This is a genomic window from Corynebacterium sp. H128 (assembly GCF_037482625.1).
GTDB lineage: Bacteria > Actinomycetota > Actinomycetes > Mycobacteriales > Mycobacteriaceae > Corynebacterium.
This window is the reverse complement of sequence record NZ_JBBHKW010000007.1, coordinates 114477-132280: the sequence shown is the minus strand read 5'-3', so window position 1 is coordinate 132280 and position 17804 is coordinate 114477. Positions and strand designations below refer to the sequence as shown.

Here is a 17804-nt window from a genome sequence, read left to right as displayed (position 1 = left end):
TGTCCGGTACTGCTCCTACAGTTTGAGGCATGAAGGGTTTCGAACAAATAGACGCGCAGCTAGCGGTAGCACTCAGTGCTCAGCTCGAGGCGCTGTCCTCGCTCGAAAACCCGGTAGTTTCCGCGGAAGATCTGCACAAACTACTCGAGAATGCGCGCAGGATCGAAAGGCTGGCACAGCTCACCACGCTCACCCTACTGCGCGAGCTGGAATCCCAACAGGCCTTCGACCCGAACGCGCGCGCCAGCTTCAATAGGGTGCTGCACAGCGGGCGCTTCGACCGTTCCGAACTACGTAACGCTTCCAAGCTTGCCGACGAGCTCTTTGACAAACCCGCCAGCGTCGGCACCCCTGAGGGCAGACCAGCTCGGATGCCACATACTGCAGCAGGACTACAAGCCGCGGCCTTTGGAGTTGCCTCCGCCATGGAGATCCGGCGCGTGCTGGACCAGATCCCCGAAAGCACCGCCCCTGAGGCAGTCGCCTGGGCCGAATCGACTCTTGCCGAGCTTGCCACCACCCTGGCCCCCGAGGACCTTCGGAAAGCAGGATTGAAGATCCTGCAAGGCCTCAACGCAGATGCCGAGCCGAACGACAAGGAGCGGCAACGCAAGCGCTCCGTGTGCCTATCTAACCAAGGCGCGGACCTCATGTCTGCCATGAAGGTCACAGCAACACCCGAGCTCGACGCACTGCTGCGCCGACTCTTCGCAGACTATGCCGGACCTGGAGATCTATTGCCCGAGGAGCAAAAGAAGTCTGACGCGCGCACCGTCAACCAACGCCGTCACGATGCCCTCGTTGTAGCACTGAAGAATGCCCTCCACCGTACTGGCCCGATGTCACCTACCCGTGGCTGCAGCACCGTGGTCGCCACAATGACAATTGAGCAGTTGGCTGCCGCTGCTGGCGTTGTTCCAACGGACGTCGGCACGCTCTTGCCAATCCCAGACCTGCTCCGACTCGGTGCCGACAAAAACGCCTTCCTTGCCCTGCTCGAAGCAGGCACCGGAAACCTGATCGAATTGGGCCGGTCCAAACGAGCCGCAGATATCTACGCGTACCTCGGACTCCTCGGCTCACAAGGCGGGGATATGACTCCTGGATCGGATCTACCGGCAGCGATGTGCGAGATCCACCATCTGAAAGCCTGGCGTTTCGGCGGGATGACCACCGGAAACAATCTGATGTTTGTGGGGCACCGGGTACACCGCAACATTGATGACACCCAGCAAAACCCCGACAAATACTGGACATTCTGCGACAAAACAGGGCAGATGCTCTGGCGCCAGCCCGCGAAACTGGAACCCGATAGACCGGCACAAGCAAACTTCAATCCGACGACCTGGTTCAACCCTGGGCAACTACTCAGGTTTGGGATTCACGAACCCGATGCCCAGCCACCGTTCCAGATTCCAGTATGCCGCCACTGCCAGACCAACGCGGCTTAGGCCTGTTGGCGTGCCACCACTTCTGCGCACTCTTCCTTGCCACAGGTGCGCTTCATTGGGTCCGCAGCGCAGGAAGGACACATCAGAGTCAGAGTGCGGCAATCCAAGTTGCCACAGTTCTCAAACTTGTTCGTCGCAGTGTCACAGTGGACGCAACGCCCGAGCTGGACAAAGCCGGGGTCGTCGACACCTGCACCGAACTCCAGGTGCATCCGCTTGTCAAAGACATACAGGGAGCCCTCCCACAGCCCCTCGTTGCCGAACTTTTCGCCATAACGGACGATGCCGCCGTCGATCTGGTAGACCTCCTTGAAGCCACGATTCTTCATCAGCGCCGACAAGATCTCACAGCGAATACCACCAGTGCAGTAGGAGACCACCGGCTTGTCTTTCATCCAGTCATACTTCCCGGACTCCAGCTCCTCAATGAAATCATGCGTAGTGGACACGTCCGGCACCACGGCGTCCTTGAACTTGCCGATCTGCGCTTCCATGGCATTCCGGCCGTCAAAGAACACGACGTCCTCGCCACGCTCGGCGACCAGCTTGTTCACCTGCGCCGGCTTGAGATGCACGCCGCCACCCACGACACCGTTCTCATCCACCTTCAATTCGCCCGGCACCCCGAACGCCACGATCTCGTCGCGCACCTTCACCGAGAGACGAGGGAAGTCTTCCGCGCCGCCCTCGGACCACTTGAACTCCATCTTCCCGAAGTACTCTTTGGTCTTTTTGATGTACTCCTTGCAGGCATCCATGTCACCACCGACAGTGCCATTGATGCCGTGCTCGGAGATCAAGATGCGGCCGCGCAGCTCAAGGCGCTCGCACAGTTCCCGCTGCCACAGCATCACTGCCTTCGGGTCAGAGATGGGGAGGAACTTGTAGTAAAGAAGGATTTTGGTTAGGCGTTGCACAAACCCAAGTCTAGTGCGGGATCCGCCCAGCTCATAACGCAGTCGCGCCCACCACATCGGCAGGTATGCTGACGGGCGTGCCATCCCCAGAGAACATCCTGCTTCACCTGCCCCAGGAACAAGAGACACAGGTCCGAGAGTTGTTTGCCCAGCTCGCGGCGCAGGGATTCCCACAGCAACACCAGACCCCGCACATCACGATCACGTTTGCTCCCGACATGCCAGCACCCGTGGTGCAGCGCGCAGCGGAGCTGCTACCAGGCGTCATCCCGGCACCATTTCGACGCGTCGGCACCGTAGTGTTCGGAACGAAACGAAAGCAAACCGTGGCGTGGCTGTTGGAGACCACGGATGAATTGGAACAGGTGGCGCGCGAACTCAGCGCCCTCAACCCTGCTGGGCGGGGGAATCGCTGGATCCCGCACCTGACAGTGGGGCTACGCCTACCCAGGGAAATAATTCCAGACTATCTGCGCGCACTGGATGCCCTCGGCGGACCGAAGGAACTCAGCGCCCAGCGGGCTGGCTATTGGCAACCACACTCACAGCGCTATCGGCAACTGGCTGGCTGACCGGGGTCATTTTCTCCTCGCTACCCAGGCGCGGGCCGAGGAGGTACAGCACGTAGATAAAGGTAGCGAACAGCAGGCACGCCCAACGCCACACTTTCTCCATCCGCGCGCCGGTCGCCTTCACCAGGGCTGCGCCGAACAGCGCTCCGAGCGTGTTCAAGATCAGATCATCAGTATCCGTAATACCAAGCGCAAAGGCGAACTGCACCAGCTCGATCGCCAGGCTGAACACAAATCCGAGCAGCACCGACTTTCGCACCGAACGCAGCAGCAGGTAGGTGAGAATACCGAAAGGCACGAAGAGCACCGCGTTGCCTGCCACATTGAACAGCGGACCAAACCACGTAGCACTACCAGCGAAATCGTTGAACGGAATCAGCTGCACCTCGCGGACCAAGTGCGTGTCCTTCAACCACAGGTGCCCGATCACGAAGAATCCCTTGAGTAGGGTCAACAACAAAATCACTGGCAGGTAGTAGAAAAGTGCCAGGAGATCGGTACGCTGCGCAGATTTTGACATGTAGAACAGTGTAGATGATCCGGCCCAGTCGAAGGCCCGGGCTACACTAGCTCCATGCCCGAAGGCCACGTTATCCACAGACTCGCGCGCGACCTCACCTGCCACTTTGGTGGCAAACCAGTACGCGTCAGTTCACCGCAGGGTCGCTTCTCCGAGTCCGCCGCGCTTATCGACGGCCACAAACTCACCCACGCGGAGGCCTACGGCAAGCAGCTGTTTATCCACTTCGACTCCCCACATATCGTATATATCCATCTAGGCCTCATCGGGAAGTTCCACCTCACCGACATCGCAGCGCCTAAGGGAATTGTGCGGCTGCGTATCGCGGACGAGCAGCTCGCAGCGGACTTGCGCGGTCCCCAGTGGTGTCGCCTCATCACTGAGCATGAGATGCTCGCGGCCGTCGACAAGCTGGGCGCAGATCCCTTGCGCAGCGACGCCGATCCCGAATGGCTGTGGGGCAAGGTGCACCGCTCGGGCCGCGCCATCGGCTCGCTGCTCATGGATCAAAAGCTGTTCGCCGGGGTAGGCAACATCTACCGCGCGGAGCCGCTGTTTCGGCTGGGTATCAGCCCGTTCCGGCCAGGGCGCGAGCTCACACGGGAGCAGTTCGATGCCCTGTGGCACGACCTAGTGAGTCTCATGCACCAAGGGGTGGCAGCTGGGAGGATCGACACGGTGCGGCCCGAACACGCCCCGGAAGCGATGGGGCGCGCGCCCCGCAAAGACGACCACGGTGGCGAGGTGTACGTCTACCGGCGCGCGGGCCAGCCCTGCCTCGTATGTGGCACTCCCATCCTGCTCCGAGCGTACGAGGGTCGCAATCTGTTCTGGTGCCCGGGGTGCCAGCCTTAGGGAGCCGGGGTACTCTCAGGCATCTCGGAGACTGCTGGTGGCGCGGGTTCCTCGGTCACGGCTGGCGGTGGCGCTGGTGTCCAAGCAGGAGCGGTGGAGGAAGTAGTCGACTCATCTTCCGATTCCTCCTCCTGACGCGGGGCGGAACTAGCAGGCGCAGAGGAAACCGGTGCTTCGCGCACTGATGTCGGCTCCTCAGTTTCTGGAGTGTAGGAGGTTGGCTGAGCCGGTGCGGATTCCACCGGCACTTCAGACTGCGTAGTCGGTTGTTGCGGGGCCAACCAGCCGTCTTGATGCCCCTCACCGCCGGAAAGCGTCATCGCGCCCAGCAGCATGAAGCCCAGCAGCGATAGCAAAAGTATCGTCGTCGAAGGGCGAACACGGCCACCGAGCGACAACAGGCCGTTGTCGTGCTGATCGACGCCCGTTCGTTCATCCTCACGTTCCACGATCTCTCGCATCACTTGCTCGCGTGGCACGTCCACGTTTTCCGCGGCGTTAGCTAAAGCCTCTGACTCATTAACAGTGGCAGGCGCCGATCCGCCGGGGGAAACAGCGGCAGCAGGGATGGGGCGGAACTCCTCCGTGTCCAGGAGGTGACGCAGGGATTCCCCCAACTGGTCGTCGACAAGCGGGGTGTTGCTGGCGCGCTCACCGTAGTCCTCCCACCACTCGTCGAGGACAGCGGCGCGGACAGCACGTTCGACGAGCCACTGCTTGCCCGGCGCGACGTCGATAAGCAGGCGCATTGTTGCAGTCCACGGCAGGCCCATCGCCGTGGGAGGGGTGACTGCGGTGGCCGCCTGGAAGGTGACCTCGCTGCGAATATGCTCCGCGATCTCCGGCTCAGCAATCGCGTCCTCAGTGGCCGCCAGGGTACGAGCGTTGATCTCCGAGATGCTGCTACCTGCTGTTATCGGAACCGGAATGGCGATTACTGCGCGCGCCCAGCGGGCGGAGGAGTTCACGCACATGCGTGCCTCACCGTTCGGGACCGTGATTTCTTCGCCATTCATCGTGCGGATCGTAGTTGCGCGCAGGGTCATGTCGACCACATCGCCCTCAACAGTCGCAGCGCTGCCATAGAACTTCACCCAGTCGCCGACACCATATTGTTTCTCAGTGATGATAAAGAAGCCACCGAGCAAGTCACCGATGATTTTCTGGGAACCGAAACCGACTGCAGCAGATACCACCGTAGCGGGGATCGCCGCAGCCGCCAGGTTCACCCCAAGATTCTTCATCGCGGCGATAGCCAGCACCGTATAGGCCACCGCCTCCGCGATATACACCATCGCACCAATCAGGGCCTTGCGGCCTTTCGCGGCCTCCGTCCCCTCATCAACGGCTTGACTGCCACCCAAAATGATGCGGCGACCAACCCGCGGGATCAAAAAACCGATGACCACCAGCATGCCCAGGAACAGGCCGTGCGTGATGATCCAATTCTTGGTCGCTTCGAGGATGTACTCAATTGGCATACCAACTACCGTAGGCGCGAATCCTGAGCGGTGGCTAGGTTTCCGCCACTACCTCACCACGCGAGACTGTGAACGGCCTGCATATCCGGTTCCTGGTCGGCCCCACGATGGGCACCAGCTCCGGCGCGCACACGGCAGCGCGATCGCCATAGCCCAGCAAGTACTCATCAAAGGCAGGAAGCGAGAGCTGCAGCGACAATGCTGCCTCGAAGTCCGACCACTCTTCTTGGAAAGCTCCCATGAAGTAGTTGCCTACTGCGATGACATCTCGCGCCAGTGCCGCCGCTCGCTTCGCATCCCGCACGGTCAGCCCGCTCCACCAGGCCAGATCCTGCACCGTGGCGGGCCCGCGGGAGTGGAAGTAACGAGTGCCAAGCTCCGTTAAGGCTTCATCGCTATCCAGCTCACGTGAGGCAACGGGCAGCGCGCTCACCAGCATGAACACGTCCTCCTTGCCCCGGCGCGCGCCTTGCACAATCTCTCCCAGGCCACCGAATGAGCGCAGCAAATGGCCACCGACTGTTCCGTCAGCACCGAAAATCCCATATGCCTCGCTTCGTGAGACCGGACCGTCCCCCAGCGCCGCTAAGAAGTCCCGATAACAAGATTGATAAAACTCCGGGGTGATGCCGAGGCCTGGGCGTCGTTTAGCGGCGGCAGCCTCCGGGCGCGGGCCGCACAGCCGCATCATCCATTGCGCGTCCTCGGCTGCCAAAAAGTGGTGGGTGCCGCGCTGCGACCAGGTACGCACGATCATCTGCTTCTCGACGGCAGCAGCCACCGGCTCCGCAGAACGCACCTCGATCGCCGTGATGCCCGACCCGTACTGCTGCCCCTGGGTGGCGAGCATCCAGCGGGCAGCCTGGGTAGCGGTTTCCATCGGGTGCAGCAGTTTCTGGGCGTAGATTCGGCGGGCGCGCAGCGCAGGGAAGTCCATAACTAGATCCTAGGTTGTGTCGACGCGCGAACGCTGCGCTCGCCGAGCGCAGCTTTATGCGGAAAGCCCAGCGCCTACTTCCGGTAGAGGCTCTTCTTTGCGAACTTCGGCTCGGAGGTCACCAACACACCCAGGTTGCGGAAGATGCCCTCGTCCACAGAGCCGAGAATGGTGGTGGTGTGAATGTCACAGCCCCGCAAGTTCTGCAATTGCTGCAGGGCGCGGCGCGCATTGTCGTCGCTACCTGCGGAGACGGAGAGCGCGATGAGCACTTCGTCGGTGTGCAGGCGGGGGTTCCGAGAGCCGAGGTGCTGGGTCTTCAGCGTTTGGATTGGCGCAATGGAGTCTCGGGAGAGCAGGTGCACGTCATCCGATATGCCAGCGAGCAGCTTCAGCGCATTCAGTACGACGGCCGCCGAGCAACCGAGCAGCGGTGAGGTCTTGCCGGTGACGATGCGGCCGTCGGCAAGCTCCAGTGCTGCAGCGGGTGCCTGGGTAGCTTCGGCCAGTTCGACAGCCGGCGCAATCACAACCCGGTCAGATTGTTCGATTCCTAGCCGGCCCATGATCATTGCGACGCGTTCAGAGCCGATCGGGTCGAGCTCCGCGCGGGCCTCATTCACCAGCTCCTTGTAGTAGCGGCGGATGATTTCCTGGCGACCAGCCTCTCGGCACGCCTCATCGTTGGAGATGCAGTGTCCAGCCATATTGACGCCCATGTCGGTGGGGGACTGGTACGGCGAAGAGCCAGCGATCCGCTCCAGGAGCACCTTGAGCAGCGGGAATACCTCTACGTCACGGTTGTAGTTGACGGTGGTCTCGCCGTAGGCGGCCAGGTGGAAGGGATCGATGATGTTCTTGTCATCCAAGTCCACGGTGGCGGCCTCGTAGGCCTCGTTCACTGGGTGATCGAGCGGAATGTTCCAGATTGGGAAGGTTTCGAACTTGGCGTAGCCGGTCTGGATGCCGCGTTGGTGCTCGTGGTACATCTGCGACAGGCAGGTGGCAAGCTTACCGGAGCCCGGTCCCGGTGCCGTGACGACGACCAGGTCGCGCGTCGTTTCCGCGTACTCGTTCCGGCCGAGGCCGTCTTCGGAAACCACAAGCTTGGTGTTGGAGGGATAACCCGGGATTGTGCGGTGGATGGATACCTTCAACCCGAGACGCTCAAGTCGGCCCTTGAAAGCGGCGCCCTGGGAGTTGTCATCTTCCATCTGGGTCATCACCACGTGCTCCACTAGGAAGCCAGCAGCACGAAATTCGTCGATGAGGCGCAGTACGTCTTCTTCATAAGTGATGCCAAGGTCCGCGCGCACCTTGTGGCGCTGCAGGTCCTTGGCACTGAGGCAGACGAGGATTTCCAGCTCGTCCTTGAGCTGCTCCAGCATCACGATCTTGTTGTCTGGAGTAAAGCCTGGGAGGACTCGGGAGGCGTGCATGTCGTCGAAAAGCTTGCCGCCCATTTCCAGGTACAGCTTGCCGCCGATCTGGTCGCGTCGCTCTTTAATGTGGTGCGATTGCATCGCAATGTATTTGTCGCGATCGAATCCGACCTGGTGTGCAGTCATACTGCTCCGCGCCCTTCTTTAGAAGCATTAGGTACGCCCGGAAAGTCTATCAACGATTCCCCGCCGGGGATGCAGCCCACCTTGGAATTAAATTCACTGTGCTGCTGGACAGGGCAGCAGGTCAATCTCCGGTGGCGCAGCAAGCTTGGCGATACGCCCCGGCGCATAGCACGAGGCCAGCGACCCATTCGGGAGCGTGCCGTCCGGCTTCAAGCCCTCCCACTTGCTGCCGTTCCACTGCGCAAATAGCTCCTGATGCTCACCCTGGGCCCCCAGTTTGGCCCATTTTCCATCACAAAATGCCAGTGTCGACTTCGTCTCAGGGCGTCCCAGCTCACCGGTGATCCGACTTAGCTGGCAGTGCTCAGCCACAGCTTTCGGCTCCGGCAGTTCCATGGCTGCCGCAGGCTGCTTGCTTGTCGACGTCGGTCGCACCGTCGCACTAGCCACATGACTATTCTGTGCCGCTGGTTCTGCCGAACCGGTGACCGAAATCTGGGCGACAGTGCGCGGATCAGCAGCAATCGGTGCCGGGCCGCTACTACATCCAGCAGCGAACACGAGCGGTGCAAAGAGCAAGGCAAGGCCGGTACGCTTATCCATGCTGACCACCCTAGCCAGCCAAAATAGCCCAAGTGGCGATGTTATAAGATCGTCACGCAGGCGAAACCGTACTGTACTTGTAGCGTTTGCCCAACCCCAACTCCGGCCTTGCCGATGGATACAACGTACAGCTGTGTCGTGGGGCGATTACCACCGGGCGCATTACAGCTCCAGAAGTGCTTTAAACTTCAATCCTGCAGCAAAGCCTAGCCTTACCTATATAGGGGTAGCCTTACCTGACCAGCGCTAAAAGAAGTTATTTTAGATGGGCACGCAGTCCCCTCATGAAAAGAGACCACGTCCTTGTTCTTGGCAAACTTCCTGATAGCCCTGCGCGAAGGCGTGGAAGCTTCCCTCATCGTAGGTATCCTCGTTGCCTACGCAATCAAGGTCGGGCGACGGGATGTCCTTCCCAAGCTATGGCTCGGTGTCGCGCTAGCCATTGCGATTCCGCTGGCTGCGGGCGCTTTCATGACCTGGGGCCCATACACACTCAGCTTCCAGGGGCAGGAAATCCTCGGTGGTTCACTGTCGATCATTGCCGTGGCAATGGTCACCTGGATGATCTTCTGGATGGCCAAGAATGCCCGTCATTTGGGCACGGAACTGACAGGCAAGACAGATGCGGCCCTCGCCAAGAGCTCCTGGGCGCTCGTCTGGCTCGCCGCCATCTCCGTCGGTCGCGAGGGCGTGGAGACGGCTGTTTTTGTGTGGGCAACCCTGCGCGCAGATGTGCAATCCCAACTCTGGCAACCGACCCTGGGTGTTGCCCTTGGATTAGTCTTGGCGGTGGCCATCGGCTGGCTGATCTACCGAGGTAGCGCGCGAATCAACCTGCGTTACTTCTTCTTCTACACCGGGCTGCTGCTCATCATCGTTGCCGCGGGCATCCTCTCCTACGGCATCGGCGATTTCCAGGAGGCCAGCGTACTTCCCGGCTGGGGCCACACCGCTTACGACTGGTCGCCGGCCTTCCAGGATCATGTCTCCAGCTGGTGGTTCGTGCTGCTCGAGGCCATGTTCAACTTCAACGTTTCCCCAACCTACCTGCAAGTTTTCGCCTGGGCCGGTTTCCTGGCCATCGTGCTGCCACTGTACTTTGCACGTCAACCGTGGCCACATGCTCGCAAAACTGCCACTACCTAAAGGACCCAAGTTCATGAAGCGTCTCTTCCTCCCGCTGTCCGCCTCCGTGCTCGTACTCACGGGCTGCGTTGCCAACGAGCCAGCATCCAATTCCGCCGATACCGCCGCGCAAGAATCCCTCAGCGTGCAGATCACCGATGACAAGTGCGATGTCTCCGCCAACAACGTAAAGGCCGGACGCACGTCCTTCAAGCTCGCGAACAAGGGTACGGTCCGCAACGAGTTTGAGATCCTCGCCGAGGACAAGCTGCGCATCGTCGGCGAGCGCGAAAACCTCGGCCCGGGCACCACCACTGACTACACCGTGTTGCTGCAGCCAGGCACCTACTACACCGCCTGCAAGACCAACATGGTGGGCGCGCTTGTCGACGTCAAGGAATTCACAGTCGCCGAGAACCCTGATGCGGAAGTAAACACTGACGACAAGGCTCTCATCGATGCCGCCACTACGAACTATTCTGCTTATGTCCGCGATCAGACCGGGCAGCTGTTGACCAAGACCCAGGAGTTCGCTGCGGCCTACAAGGCTGGGGACGTCGAGAAGGCGAAGGCGCTGTACGCCCCGACCCGCGCCTACTACGAGCGCATCGAGCCGACCGCGGAGTCCTTCGGCGATATCGACCCGGCTTTGGACGAGCGCGAGGCAGACTTCCAGGAGGATGACTCGAAGGGCGATCGCCAGTGGACCGGCTGGCACGTCATCGAGAAGGATCTGTGGGAGGGCGCTGCCGTGGACCGCACCGCAGTGGGCGATCAGTTGGTGGCAGACACCCAGAAGCTCTACGACCTCGTCTACTCCGCAGAGTTCCAGGTAAATCTGGATGATATTTCCAACGGCGCGATCGGCCTGCTCGAAGAAGTCGCTACCTCCAAGATCACCGGTGAGGAAGAGGCCTTCTCCCACACTGACCTGCAGGACTTCGCCGCCAACGTCGAGGGCGCCAAGGTTGCCTTCGGCAACGTCGAAGAACTGGCCAAGCAGACTGACCCAGATCTAGCCAAGACCATCTCGGCACGCTTCACCGCCCTAGAGCAGGCACTGAAGCAGTACCAGGAGGGCGAGGGCTACGTGTCTTACGACAAGCTCGATGAAAAGCAGCGCCGCGAGCTCTCCGACCAGGTGGATGCCCTGCGCGTGCCACTGGCCAAGCTGACGGAGGCCATCGTCAAGTGATTTCCCGTCGATCATTCCTCGGCGCGGGCGCGCTGGGCCTCGGCGCCGCAGGCCTTGGTTTCGGGGCTGCGCGGCTAACGCCGTCGGCAAGCAGCGAGCCGGTGCCCTTTCGTGGCCAGCACCAATCCGGCATCCTCACCCCGGCCCAGCAGCAGATGATCCTGGTGGCCTTCGACATGACCGCCACCCTGCGCGAGGACCTGATCGACCTGCTCACCAAGTGGACCACCGCAGCCGAGCGGATGCAGGCAGGCGAGCTCATCAACACTCCCAAGGCCCGGCGCGATGTGCCGCCGGACGATACAGGGGAGGCGATGGGATACAGTGCCGCCTCCTTGAGCATCACTTTCGGCTTCGGCGCTTCTCTCTTCGAGCACTCCACGAAGGGCGACCGCTACCAGCTCGCCCACCGCATGCCTGAGCCGCTGCGGGGCGGTATTCCCCGCATGAGTGCGGAATACCTGAACCAGGACGCTTCCCACGGCGACCTCATCATCCAGATCTGTGGTGAGGACCCCATGGTGGTGCTCCACGCGCTACACCAGTTCAAACGCATAGCTTTTGGCCTGGCCTCGGTGCGCTGGGTGCAGCTCGGCTACGGCCGCACCTCCTCCACCTCCGAGGATCAGGAAACCCCACGAAACCTGTTCGGGTTCAAGGACGGCACCTCCAACATCGTCGCCGAAGAACCCGACAGCGAACTGAACAAACATCTGTGGATTAGCGATGGCAGCTGGGCCGACGGCGGCTCCTACCTGTGCCTACGCAAGATCAAGATGATGATGGAGGTCTGGGATGAGCTTTCCCTAGACACCCAGGAGAACGTGTTCGGCCGCGATAAGAATGAAGGCGCACCACTGTCGGGCGGGGAGGAATTCACTCCGCCCGAGTTCCAACATCCCGCCATGGATCCGAAGTCACACGTCACGCTCATGCACCCGTCGAACAACGGGGGAGCGCGGATGCTGCGTCGCGGCTACAACTACACCGAAGGTATCGACTACCTCGGCCGTCTCAACGCTGGGCTGGTCTTCATCGCCTACGTTGCCAACCCGCAGACCAACTTCATCCCGGTGCTGTCCCGCATGACGGATGATCTCCTCACCGAATACATCCAGCATGTGGCCACGGGGCTCTACCTCGTACCCGGCGGAATCAAGGACGGCGACAACTTCGTCGGGCAGGCGCTTTTCGACGCCTAACCCCGCCACCACTATGAGCCACGCGCACGCATGGCAACCATGAGGTCACCTACCGAGGTGTTCGGCAGATAGCACTTGGACACCGCCATGCCGATCGCTGGCAGGGAGAATTCGTCTCGGTAGGCGAGCACCCACTGCTCATGATCGGGGTTGAACTTCTTCTTGAACGCTGCCAGCGAGCGGAAGCCATAGAGTGGCTCGAGCGCATGGCCGACTCGATCAAGTACCTGCCCGAGTGTGCCCGACCCGGCGGCCGCTAGTGGCGCTCCAGACAGGGAGACCCAGGTCAGGCCGTCCTGGTGCGCCTGCTCCAGCGTCGAGGCGATGAGGAATTCCACCACGGGGCGGAAGCCATCCGCGCGGCGACGCATGAAGTCCAGCACTAGCCCCGCAACGGCGCCATCGCAGTGAGCCGGCAACCAGCTCGTCACACCATGCACGGTCCCTTCCGCATCGAAGGCCAACATCAGGCGCACCTCGGGGTCGTCGAGCTCTGCAAGCCCGCCGAGGGTAAAGCCCATCTCCGGTAGCGCTTTCTCGGATACCCAGTCCTCAGAAATCGCGGTGATCTGTGCTCTCGTGCTGAGCGAACAATCAGCCCACGTGGTCCACTCGCAGCGGATGCCTTCCTTTTCGGCACGGTTGCGGGCGGTACGGATGTCCTGGAACTTCTTGCCCTTGAACTCGGGGCTTTCCCGCACCGCTACGACGGATTCCTCTGCCACCAGTACGCTGTCCCAGCCCGAGCGCGAGGCTGCGAAATCAGCGCGCACCGAATACCAGGCAACTTGGGCACCAGTAGCGTAGATCTCTCTTTCGAATTCGCTCGCCAGGTCTGCGATGGAGCCACCGCAGCTCACCGGCTCGCCCACGGTCACGGCGATACCGTTGTGCAGCTGATAGGCCACATAGCCGTCCGGGCCAAACCAATAGGAATTCCCCGGCCACAGGGTCATCCACGAAAGGTGATCGCCGCTGCCACGCTGCAGCATAGACCGCGCCAATGCCCGCTCCTGGGCGAGCCCCGGATCGGCCGGGCGCTGCAGCACGCGCTGAAACAGCGCGATGAATCCCAGCCAGAACACGATGCCAGTCCACTCGGTGAGTACCCAAGCGGCCGCAGACGTTGGGAGCACATCAAAGGTGGCAAACTTCCCGACCATCGGCGGAATGTAGCGCAGTGGGGTAGCGGCAGCGATATCCAGCCACGACCCTCCGATCAGTAGTCGCGCACCCACCAGCCACACCACCGCTGTGAGCAGCCACCAGGCAAAAAGTGCCCCGACAAAGCGCCAGCGCCGGCGTGCTACTAGCTCGACCCGGAACAGATCCCGCCGTAGCAGGAGGAGCACACTCGATGCCAACCAGGGCAATGCCAGGTAGCAGGCGAGCGGGACAGTGAATTGCCCCAGGACCCGCAGTTCATTAGCTATCGCAGCGATGGCGCACAGATTAGCAATCACCCCGGCCTTCAGGGCCAGGCTGCGACCCCGCACGAGGCCGAGCGCGATCACCACGACCACAACCAGGGGCATCAGATTCGCCACAAATGGACCGATGCCAGCCACGCGCAGCTGCGCCAAGGCATGCAGGCAGGCGCGTGAATCGGGCTTCCTCTCACACAACCAACTGACGTGATCGCTCGACGTGTGCGGGAGGATGAAGGAGGCCGCGTTGGCGAAAGGCGCAGTGGCATCCGGGTTTAGGCTCGATAGCAGCGGACCTACGAAGACCGCGCCGAATACCAGTGCAACGAGGATGCGGGACTCTCGGATAGAAATAATGGGTCGGACAAGTCCAAGGCGGTACCGCCACTGGCCTGCAGCCCAGCCCACCAGGGTGGCAAAGAAGAATGCGAAGTCCGCCATCACACCCGCGTAGAGAATCAGTGTGATAGTGAGCGCGAAGAAGATCGTGCGCAGGCGATGTCGCCGCATCGGCCCCATCTTGGCGCTCGCATACATCGTCGCCCCACACAGCCACACGAAGGGATTGAGCACGCGCTCGAGCTCCAGCGCTGTGCCCCAGTACAGTCCACCAGCTTCAAGCAGGCGGGCCGTCGCCGCGCCCAAGCCCAAGCCCGCTAGGTGCGCACCCACTGCGACCGCGAGATAGGCCTTGGCACCGAGCTGGCGTTCAGCTACTCCACCGAACACCACTAGCGCCAGCGTCGCTAAGACCGCGCCAGAGCAGGTTGTTGCGGTCAGCGCGGAAGTGGCAACGGTCCACCACGGCGAGTGCGTGTCGACGCCGAATCCCAAGCCGTCACGCATCCTGGCGGATTCGAAACCAAACCCGGCCTGCAACGCCCACAACAGCACGATCGCTGAAATGCTGATTGGCATCTGTCTTAGTAGCTTCATTTCAGCCCTCCCCGTGCAGCGACATAATCAAGGTTTTCCCGCAACGCCACCCGCCACACCTGGTAGCTGTGGCCTCCTTGGACTTCCGCATAACTGCTCTGCATTCCGGCTTCCTGCGCTTTGCGGTTCAACTCGCTGAGGTCCTCGCGGGCATGCGAGTCTTTCGCCCCAGCGATGAAGCGGCCTTGCAGCTGGGCGTACTTTCTGGTCCCCGCCGCGTCTTCGAGCAGACGTTCCGGGTTCACCGCCTGATAGGCATCCTCATCACCCTCGAAGAATTGCTGCACCGTCTTGCTGTGATCGCCCACGGTTGGCTCCCGCTGCCCCGAGAAGTCCAAGAACGTGCCATAGGAGTCCGGCGCATTCGTGACTATCTGCAAGGAGCACGTGCCGCCATAGGACAGCCCGCCAATCGTCCACCGTTGCTGATTCGGATCCACCCGGAATTTTTCTTTCAGCTGGGCTGGGACGTCCACCGCCAGGTAGGTCTGGACCTTCTCGGTCGGGCCATCCACACAAATCGGATTCGCAGTCATCGAACCGGTGCCATCGACGCTCACGACGATCGGTGAAATCCCACCGTGGGTGGCTTGGTAGTCATCGAGAGTGATCGCAGCGCCACCGGAATCAAACCATTGCTGGGGTTTGCCGGGGTTACCGGCCATCAGCACTAAGACTGGCAACTTGAGATCAGGACGAGTGAAGTAGGCCGGTGGCAGATAGGCGATCGCGGGGCGATGCGTGAACTGGGTTGCATCGAGGTCAACGGTCACCAGGGCTCCTACCTCACGGCCGTCGAGTTGCGGTGCCTGCCGGGCGGCTTCGTAGGTGCTCTGGAAAGTCTCGTAGTCCATCGGTGCAGCAACCGGCCGGGGCTCCAGTGAGCGGACGGTGGGGTATTCCTGGAATTCCAGGTTGAATACGCCCCACGCGCCGGCGATGGCGAATACTGTGAGCGCTGCTAGGAGGCGACGGCGACCCCGCTGCAAGAAGGCGCTGAACAGCACGAAGGATGCGCCAGCGCCGGCTACGTAGATCTGCCATGGAATGCGATCCGGGAAGGGCTTCCAAGCCACCTCCAGAATCAACCAACAGGTGAGTGCCGCGCCCACAGCCAGCATGGCGGCTTTGAGGGTACGCTTTCGCTGCCCAGCCCAGCCCGCTGCCGCAATGAGCATCGAGCCACCGAGCATGATGTAGATCAGATACGGTGCGGGGCTTTCAGTAAGGGAAATCTCCCCGAACCATTCGAGCATTTCCTAGCTTTCGATAGGAACTGGTACGGCGCGACGGGACTTGATCCATTTGGCGCTCGCAGAGATGACAATCGGGAGCACCGATAGGCCGACGATGACGAGCATGATGGCGTCGATACGGTGCGCGATACCCGGGATGTCACCAAGCAGCACGCCGACCATCGTCATGGAGATGACCCAGCCAAGCGCTCCGAGGACATTCCAGCCGAGGAATTTGCGGTAGGGCATGTCCGCGGTGCCAGCTGCGAGCGGCACGTAGGTGCGCACGATCGGGACGAAGCGGCCCAGGACCAACGCGAATGAGCCGTGGCGGGCAAAGAATGCTTCAGCCTGGTTCAGGTGGTCTGTCTTGAGGATGCGGGCATCGTCTTTGAACAGGCCGCGCCCGAAGCGACGTCCGAGCCAGAACCCCACCTGGTCGCCCGCAATCGCAGCGATAGCTGCCACGATAATCAAAACGATGACAGTAAGGCGCAGGTCATGGCGCAGGATCGCGGCGGTAACCAGCAGCGAGTCTCCAGGCAGGAAGGGGAACAGCACACCGGACTCGATGAACACCACCAGGGCGATGCCAGCAAGTGCCCAGGGGCCAAAGCCTTGGAGGAGCGTGCCTGCGTCAAGCAGGGAAGAAAGTGACATGAGGAACTCCTTTTTTTATTTAAGCAATCAAGAATCTCTCTCAATGGCCACAATTGCAACTTTCCATTCATCCCAGCCGCGCAGACTCACCACGCTAGATCCGAAAGCCCTGCTTCCTGGCGACCTCGAAGAGCTAGCCTTCGCTCAAGAACCCGGCCACCTGCTCCAGGCCGTCGACGATGCCCGCGGCAGAGGTCACGCCGGTGGTGGCGGAGTCAACGTAGTAGACGCGGCCGTTCTTGATTGCGGGTACCTGCGCCAGGGCAGGGTTATCCAGCAGCGGCCGCAGTTCATCGGCGCCCCGGCCACGGTATTTCTGGACGATGATGACCTCGGGGTTGGCCTTCAGCAGCGCCTCCGGGTCGGCGGGCACAGAGCCCGGCGCGCCGAGGGTGTCGATGATCGGCCGGCCGCCGGCCTCTCGCACGAGACCGTTGAGGATGGTGGATTTGCCCATGATCATGTCCTTGCCGCCGCGGTGCACGATGGTGGCAACGCTCGGCGTGCTGGTGGCGTGCTTGACTGCCGCGCGTCGCTGCGTGATGTCGGCGCGCATCTGCTCGCCCGCCGCCTCCTCGCCAAGGAGCTGCGACACCTCGCCAATGTGAGTGAGAATGTCATCGATGCCGGTCCAGGCGTCGGTGGACACGACGGCCAGGGGCAGCCCGGCGTCCCGCAGCATCGCGGTGGCATCCTTTTCGCTGTCGCTGCGGGCGCTAATCAGCACTAGGTCGGGGCTGGCGGAAAGGATGTGCTCCGGGTCCACGGGCGCGCCGACTTTGAGCACGTGTTCGATCGAGTTGGCGTCCGCCGCCACCTGTCCTAGTTCCGGGTTCATCTCAGCGGCCATGACCACGCGCTCCTTGCCCGCCAGCGGCAGCGCCAAGGCGGTCAGGTCCGGGGTGAGCACCGCGATGCGCTGCGGTTTCGCGGGCACGGTGACGTCCGCCTCCCCAACCCGGACGGTGCGCGGGAACGCCACCGTCGCGCTTGTCGACGCCGGGCCCGAGCCAGCCTCCTGTGGCGCTGGCGCGGTACACGCCGTGCATGCTGCACACGCTGCGAGCAGCGCGGCGACGATAGTCTTCCTCATCGTTGTCCTTCTTTCCTTGAAATTATT

General features: G+C 61.6%; 16 protein-coding genes. 6 read left to right on the top strand and 10 right to left on the bottom strand.

The features are described from left to right. Positions 1-29: 29 nt before the first annotated feature. Entirely contained in the window at positions 30-1451 is a 1422-nt protein-coding gene (locus WG915_RS08020) for an HNH endonuclease signature motif containing protein (RefSeq protein WP_339564860.1), read from the top strand. On the opposite strand, the gene trhO is transcribed toward WG915_RS08020, so the two are convergent. Then, complete coding sequence (gene trhO / locus WG915_RS08015) at positions 1448-2452, bottom strand: oxygen-dependent tRNA uridine(34) hydroxylase TrhO (RefSeq protein WP_445227805.1); 1005 nt, start codon at positions 2450-2452, stop codon at positions 1448-1450. The two genes, WG915_RS08020 and trhO, sit on opposite strands and share 4 nt — an antisense overlap. Here trhO and WG915_RS08010 point away from each other — a divergent pair. Beyond that, positions 2446-2940: a 2'-5' RNA ligase family protein gene (locus WG915_RS08010; RefSeq protein WP_339564859.1), complete on the top strand. Its 495-nt coding sequence runs from the start codon at positions 2446-2448 to the stop codon at positions 2938-2940. The genes trhO and WG915_RS08010 overlap by 7 nt on opposite strands. On the opposite strand, the gene WG915_RS08005 is transcribed toward WG915_RS08010, so the two are convergent. Further along, positions 2876-3460 (bottom strand): VanZ family protein, encoded by a 585-nt coding sequence (locus tag WG915_RS08005; protein ID WP_339564858.1) that lies wholly within the window; start codon positions 3458-3460, stop codon positions 2876-2878. The genes WG915_RS08010 and WG915_RS08005 overlap by 65 nt on opposite strands. 54 nt (positions 3461-3514) lie before the next feature. Between WG915_RS08005 and WG915_RS08000 the strand changes: the two genes are divergently transcribed. Then, entirely contained in the window at positions 3515-4315 is an 801-nt protein-coding gene (locus tag WG915_RS08000; protein ID WP_339564857.1) for an Fpg/Nei family DNA glycosylase, read from the top strand. Here WG915_RS08000 and WG915_RS07995 read toward each other — a convergent pair. From WG915_RS07995 to WG915_RS07980, 4 genes are all read right to left on the bottom strand, one after another. Beyond that, positions 4312-5796 (bottom strand): mechanosensitive ion channel family protein, encoded by a 1485-nt coding sequence (locus tag WG915_RS07995; RefSeq protein ID WP_339564856.1) that lies wholly within the window; start codon positions 5794-5796, stop codon positions 4312-4314. The two genes, WG915_RS08000 and WG915_RS07995, sit on opposite strands and share 4 nt — an antisense overlap. Before the next feature lie 34 nt (positions 5797-5830). Beyond that, a complete protein-coding gene (locus tag WG915_RS07990; protein WP_339564855.1) occupies positions 5831-6733 on the bottom strand; it encodes a winged helix DNA-binding domain-containing protein in 903 nt (300 codons plus the stop codon). A 74-nt stretch (positions 6734-6807) separates the two neighbouring features. Then, on the bottom strand, positions 6808-8301 hold the full coding sequence (locus WG915_RS07985) for a DUF1846 domain-containing protein (protein ID WP_339564854.1): 1494 nt from the start codon (positions 8299-8301) through the stop codon (positions 6808-6810). 93 nt (positions 8302-8394) lie between these two features. Continuing rightward, complete coding sequence (locus tag WG915_RS07980) at positions 8395-8904, bottom strand: hypothetical protein (RefSeq protein WP_339564853.1); 510 nt, start codon at positions 8902-8904, stop codon at positions 8395-8397. A 303-nt stretch (positions 8905-9207) separates the two neighbouring features. On the opposite strand from WG915_RS07980, the gene efeU reads away from it, so the two are divergent. Genes efeU through WG915_RS07965 form a run of 3 tightly spaced genes read left to right on the top strand, consistent with a single transcriptional unit; the run spans position 9208 to position 12426 of the window. Then, positions 9208-10050, top strand: a complete 843-nt coding sequence (efeU, locus tag WG915_RS07975) for an iron uptake transporter permease EfeU (protein WP_339564852.1) — start codon at positions 9208-9210, stop codon at positions 10048-10050. A gap of 13 nt (positions 10051-10063) precedes the next feature. Beyond that, positions 10064-11224 carry an iron uptake system protein EfeO gene (gene efeO, locus WG915_RS07970; protein ID WP_339564851.1) on the top strand — a complete coding sequence of 387 codons (1161 nt, stop codon included), beginning with the start codon at positions 10064-10066 and terminating at the stop codon, positions 11222-11224. Beyond that, complete coding sequence (locus WG915_RS07965) at positions 11221-12426, top strand: Dyp-type peroxidase (protein WP_339564850.1); 1206 nt, start codon at positions 11221-11223, stop codon at positions 12424-12426. The genes efeO and WG915_RS07965 overlap by 4 nt, the downstream gene beginning before the upstream one ends. Positions 12427-12437: 11 nt before the next feature. Here WG915_RS07965 and WG915_RS07960 read toward each other — a convergent pair whose 3' ends face one another. From WG915_RS07960 to WG915_RS07945, 4 genes are all read right to left on the bottom strand, one after another. Continuing rightward, entirely contained in the window at positions 12438-14789 is a 2352-nt protein-coding gene (locus tag WG915_RS07960) for a bifunctional lysylphosphatidylglycerol flippase/synthetase MprF (RefSeq protein WP_339564849.1), read from the bottom strand. After that, entirely contained in the window at positions 14786-16045 is a 1260-nt protein-coding gene (locus WG915_RS07955) for an alpha/beta hydrolase (RefSeq protein WP_339564848.1), read from the bottom strand. Before WG915_RS07955 ends, WG915_RS07960 begins: the two co-directional genes overlap by 4 nt. A 3-nt stretch (positions 16046-16048) precedes the next feature. After that, entirely contained in the window at positions 16049-16684 is a 636-nt protein-coding gene (locus WG915_RS07950) for a DedA family protein (RefSeq protein WP_339564847.1), read from the bottom strand. Between the two features lie 133 nt (positions 16685-16817). Continuing rightward, positions 16818-17777, bottom strand: a complete 960-nt coding sequence (locus WG915_RS07945) for an ABC transporter substrate-binding protein (RefSeq protein ID WP_339564846.1) — start codon at positions 17775-17777, stop codon at positions 16818-16820. Between the last annotated feature and the right edge of the window lie 27 nt (positions 17778-17804).

Bases quoted from the DNA above. Each gene is read 5' to 3' on its own strand.
- WG915_RS08020 (WP_339564860.1), top strand. From the start codon at position 30: ATGAAGGGTTTCGAACAAATAGACGCGCAGCTAGCGGTAGCACTCAGT.
- trhO (WP_445227805.1), bottom strand. From the start codon at position 2,452: ATGGCACGCCCGTCAGCATACCTGCCGATGTGGTGGGCGCGACTGCGT.
- WG915_RS08005 (WP_339564858.1), bottom strand. From the start codon at position 3,460: ATGTCAAAATCTGCGCAGCGTACCGATCTCCTGGCACTTTTCTACTAC.
- WG915_RS08000 (WP_339564857.1), top strand. From the start codon at position 3,515: ATGCCCGAAGGCCACGTTATCCACAGACTCGCGCGCGACCTCACCTGC.
- WG915_RS07995 (WP_339564856.1), bottom strand. From the start codon at position 5,796: ATGCCAATTGAGTACATCCTCGAAGCGACCAAGAATTGGATCATCACG.
- WG915_RS07990 (WP_339564855.1), bottom strand. From the start codon at position 6,733: ATGGACTTCCCTGCGCTGCGCGCCCGCCGAATCTACGCCCAGAAACTG.
- WG915_RS07985 (WP_339564854.1), bottom strand. From the start codon at position 8,301: ATGACTGCACACCAGGTCGGATTCGATCGCGACAAATACATTGCGATG.
- WG915_RS07980 (WP_339564853.1), bottom strand. From the start codon at position 8,904: ATGGATAAGCGTACCGGCCTTGCCTTGCTCTTTGCACCGCTCGTGTTC.
- efeO (WP_339564851.1), top strand. From the start codon at position 10,064: ATGAAGCGTCTCTTCCTCCCGCTGTCCGCCTCCGTGCTCGTACTCACG.
- WG915_RS07960 (WP_339564849.1), bottom strand. From the start codon at position 14,789: ATGAAGCTACTAAGACAGATGCCAATCAGCATTTCAGCGATCGTGCTG.
- WG915_RS07955 (WP_339564848.1), bottom strand. From the start codon at position 16,045: ATGCTCGAATGGTTCGGGGAGATTTCCCTTACTGAAAGCCCCGCACCG.
- WG915_RS07950 (WP_339564847.1), bottom strand. From the start codon at position 16,684: ATGTCACTTTCTTCCCTGCTTGACGCAGGCACGCTCCTCCAAGGCTTT.
- WG915_RS07945 (WP_339564846.1), bottom strand. From the start codon at position 17,777: ATGAGGAAGACTATCGTCGCCGCGCTGCTCGCAGCGTGTGCAGCATGC.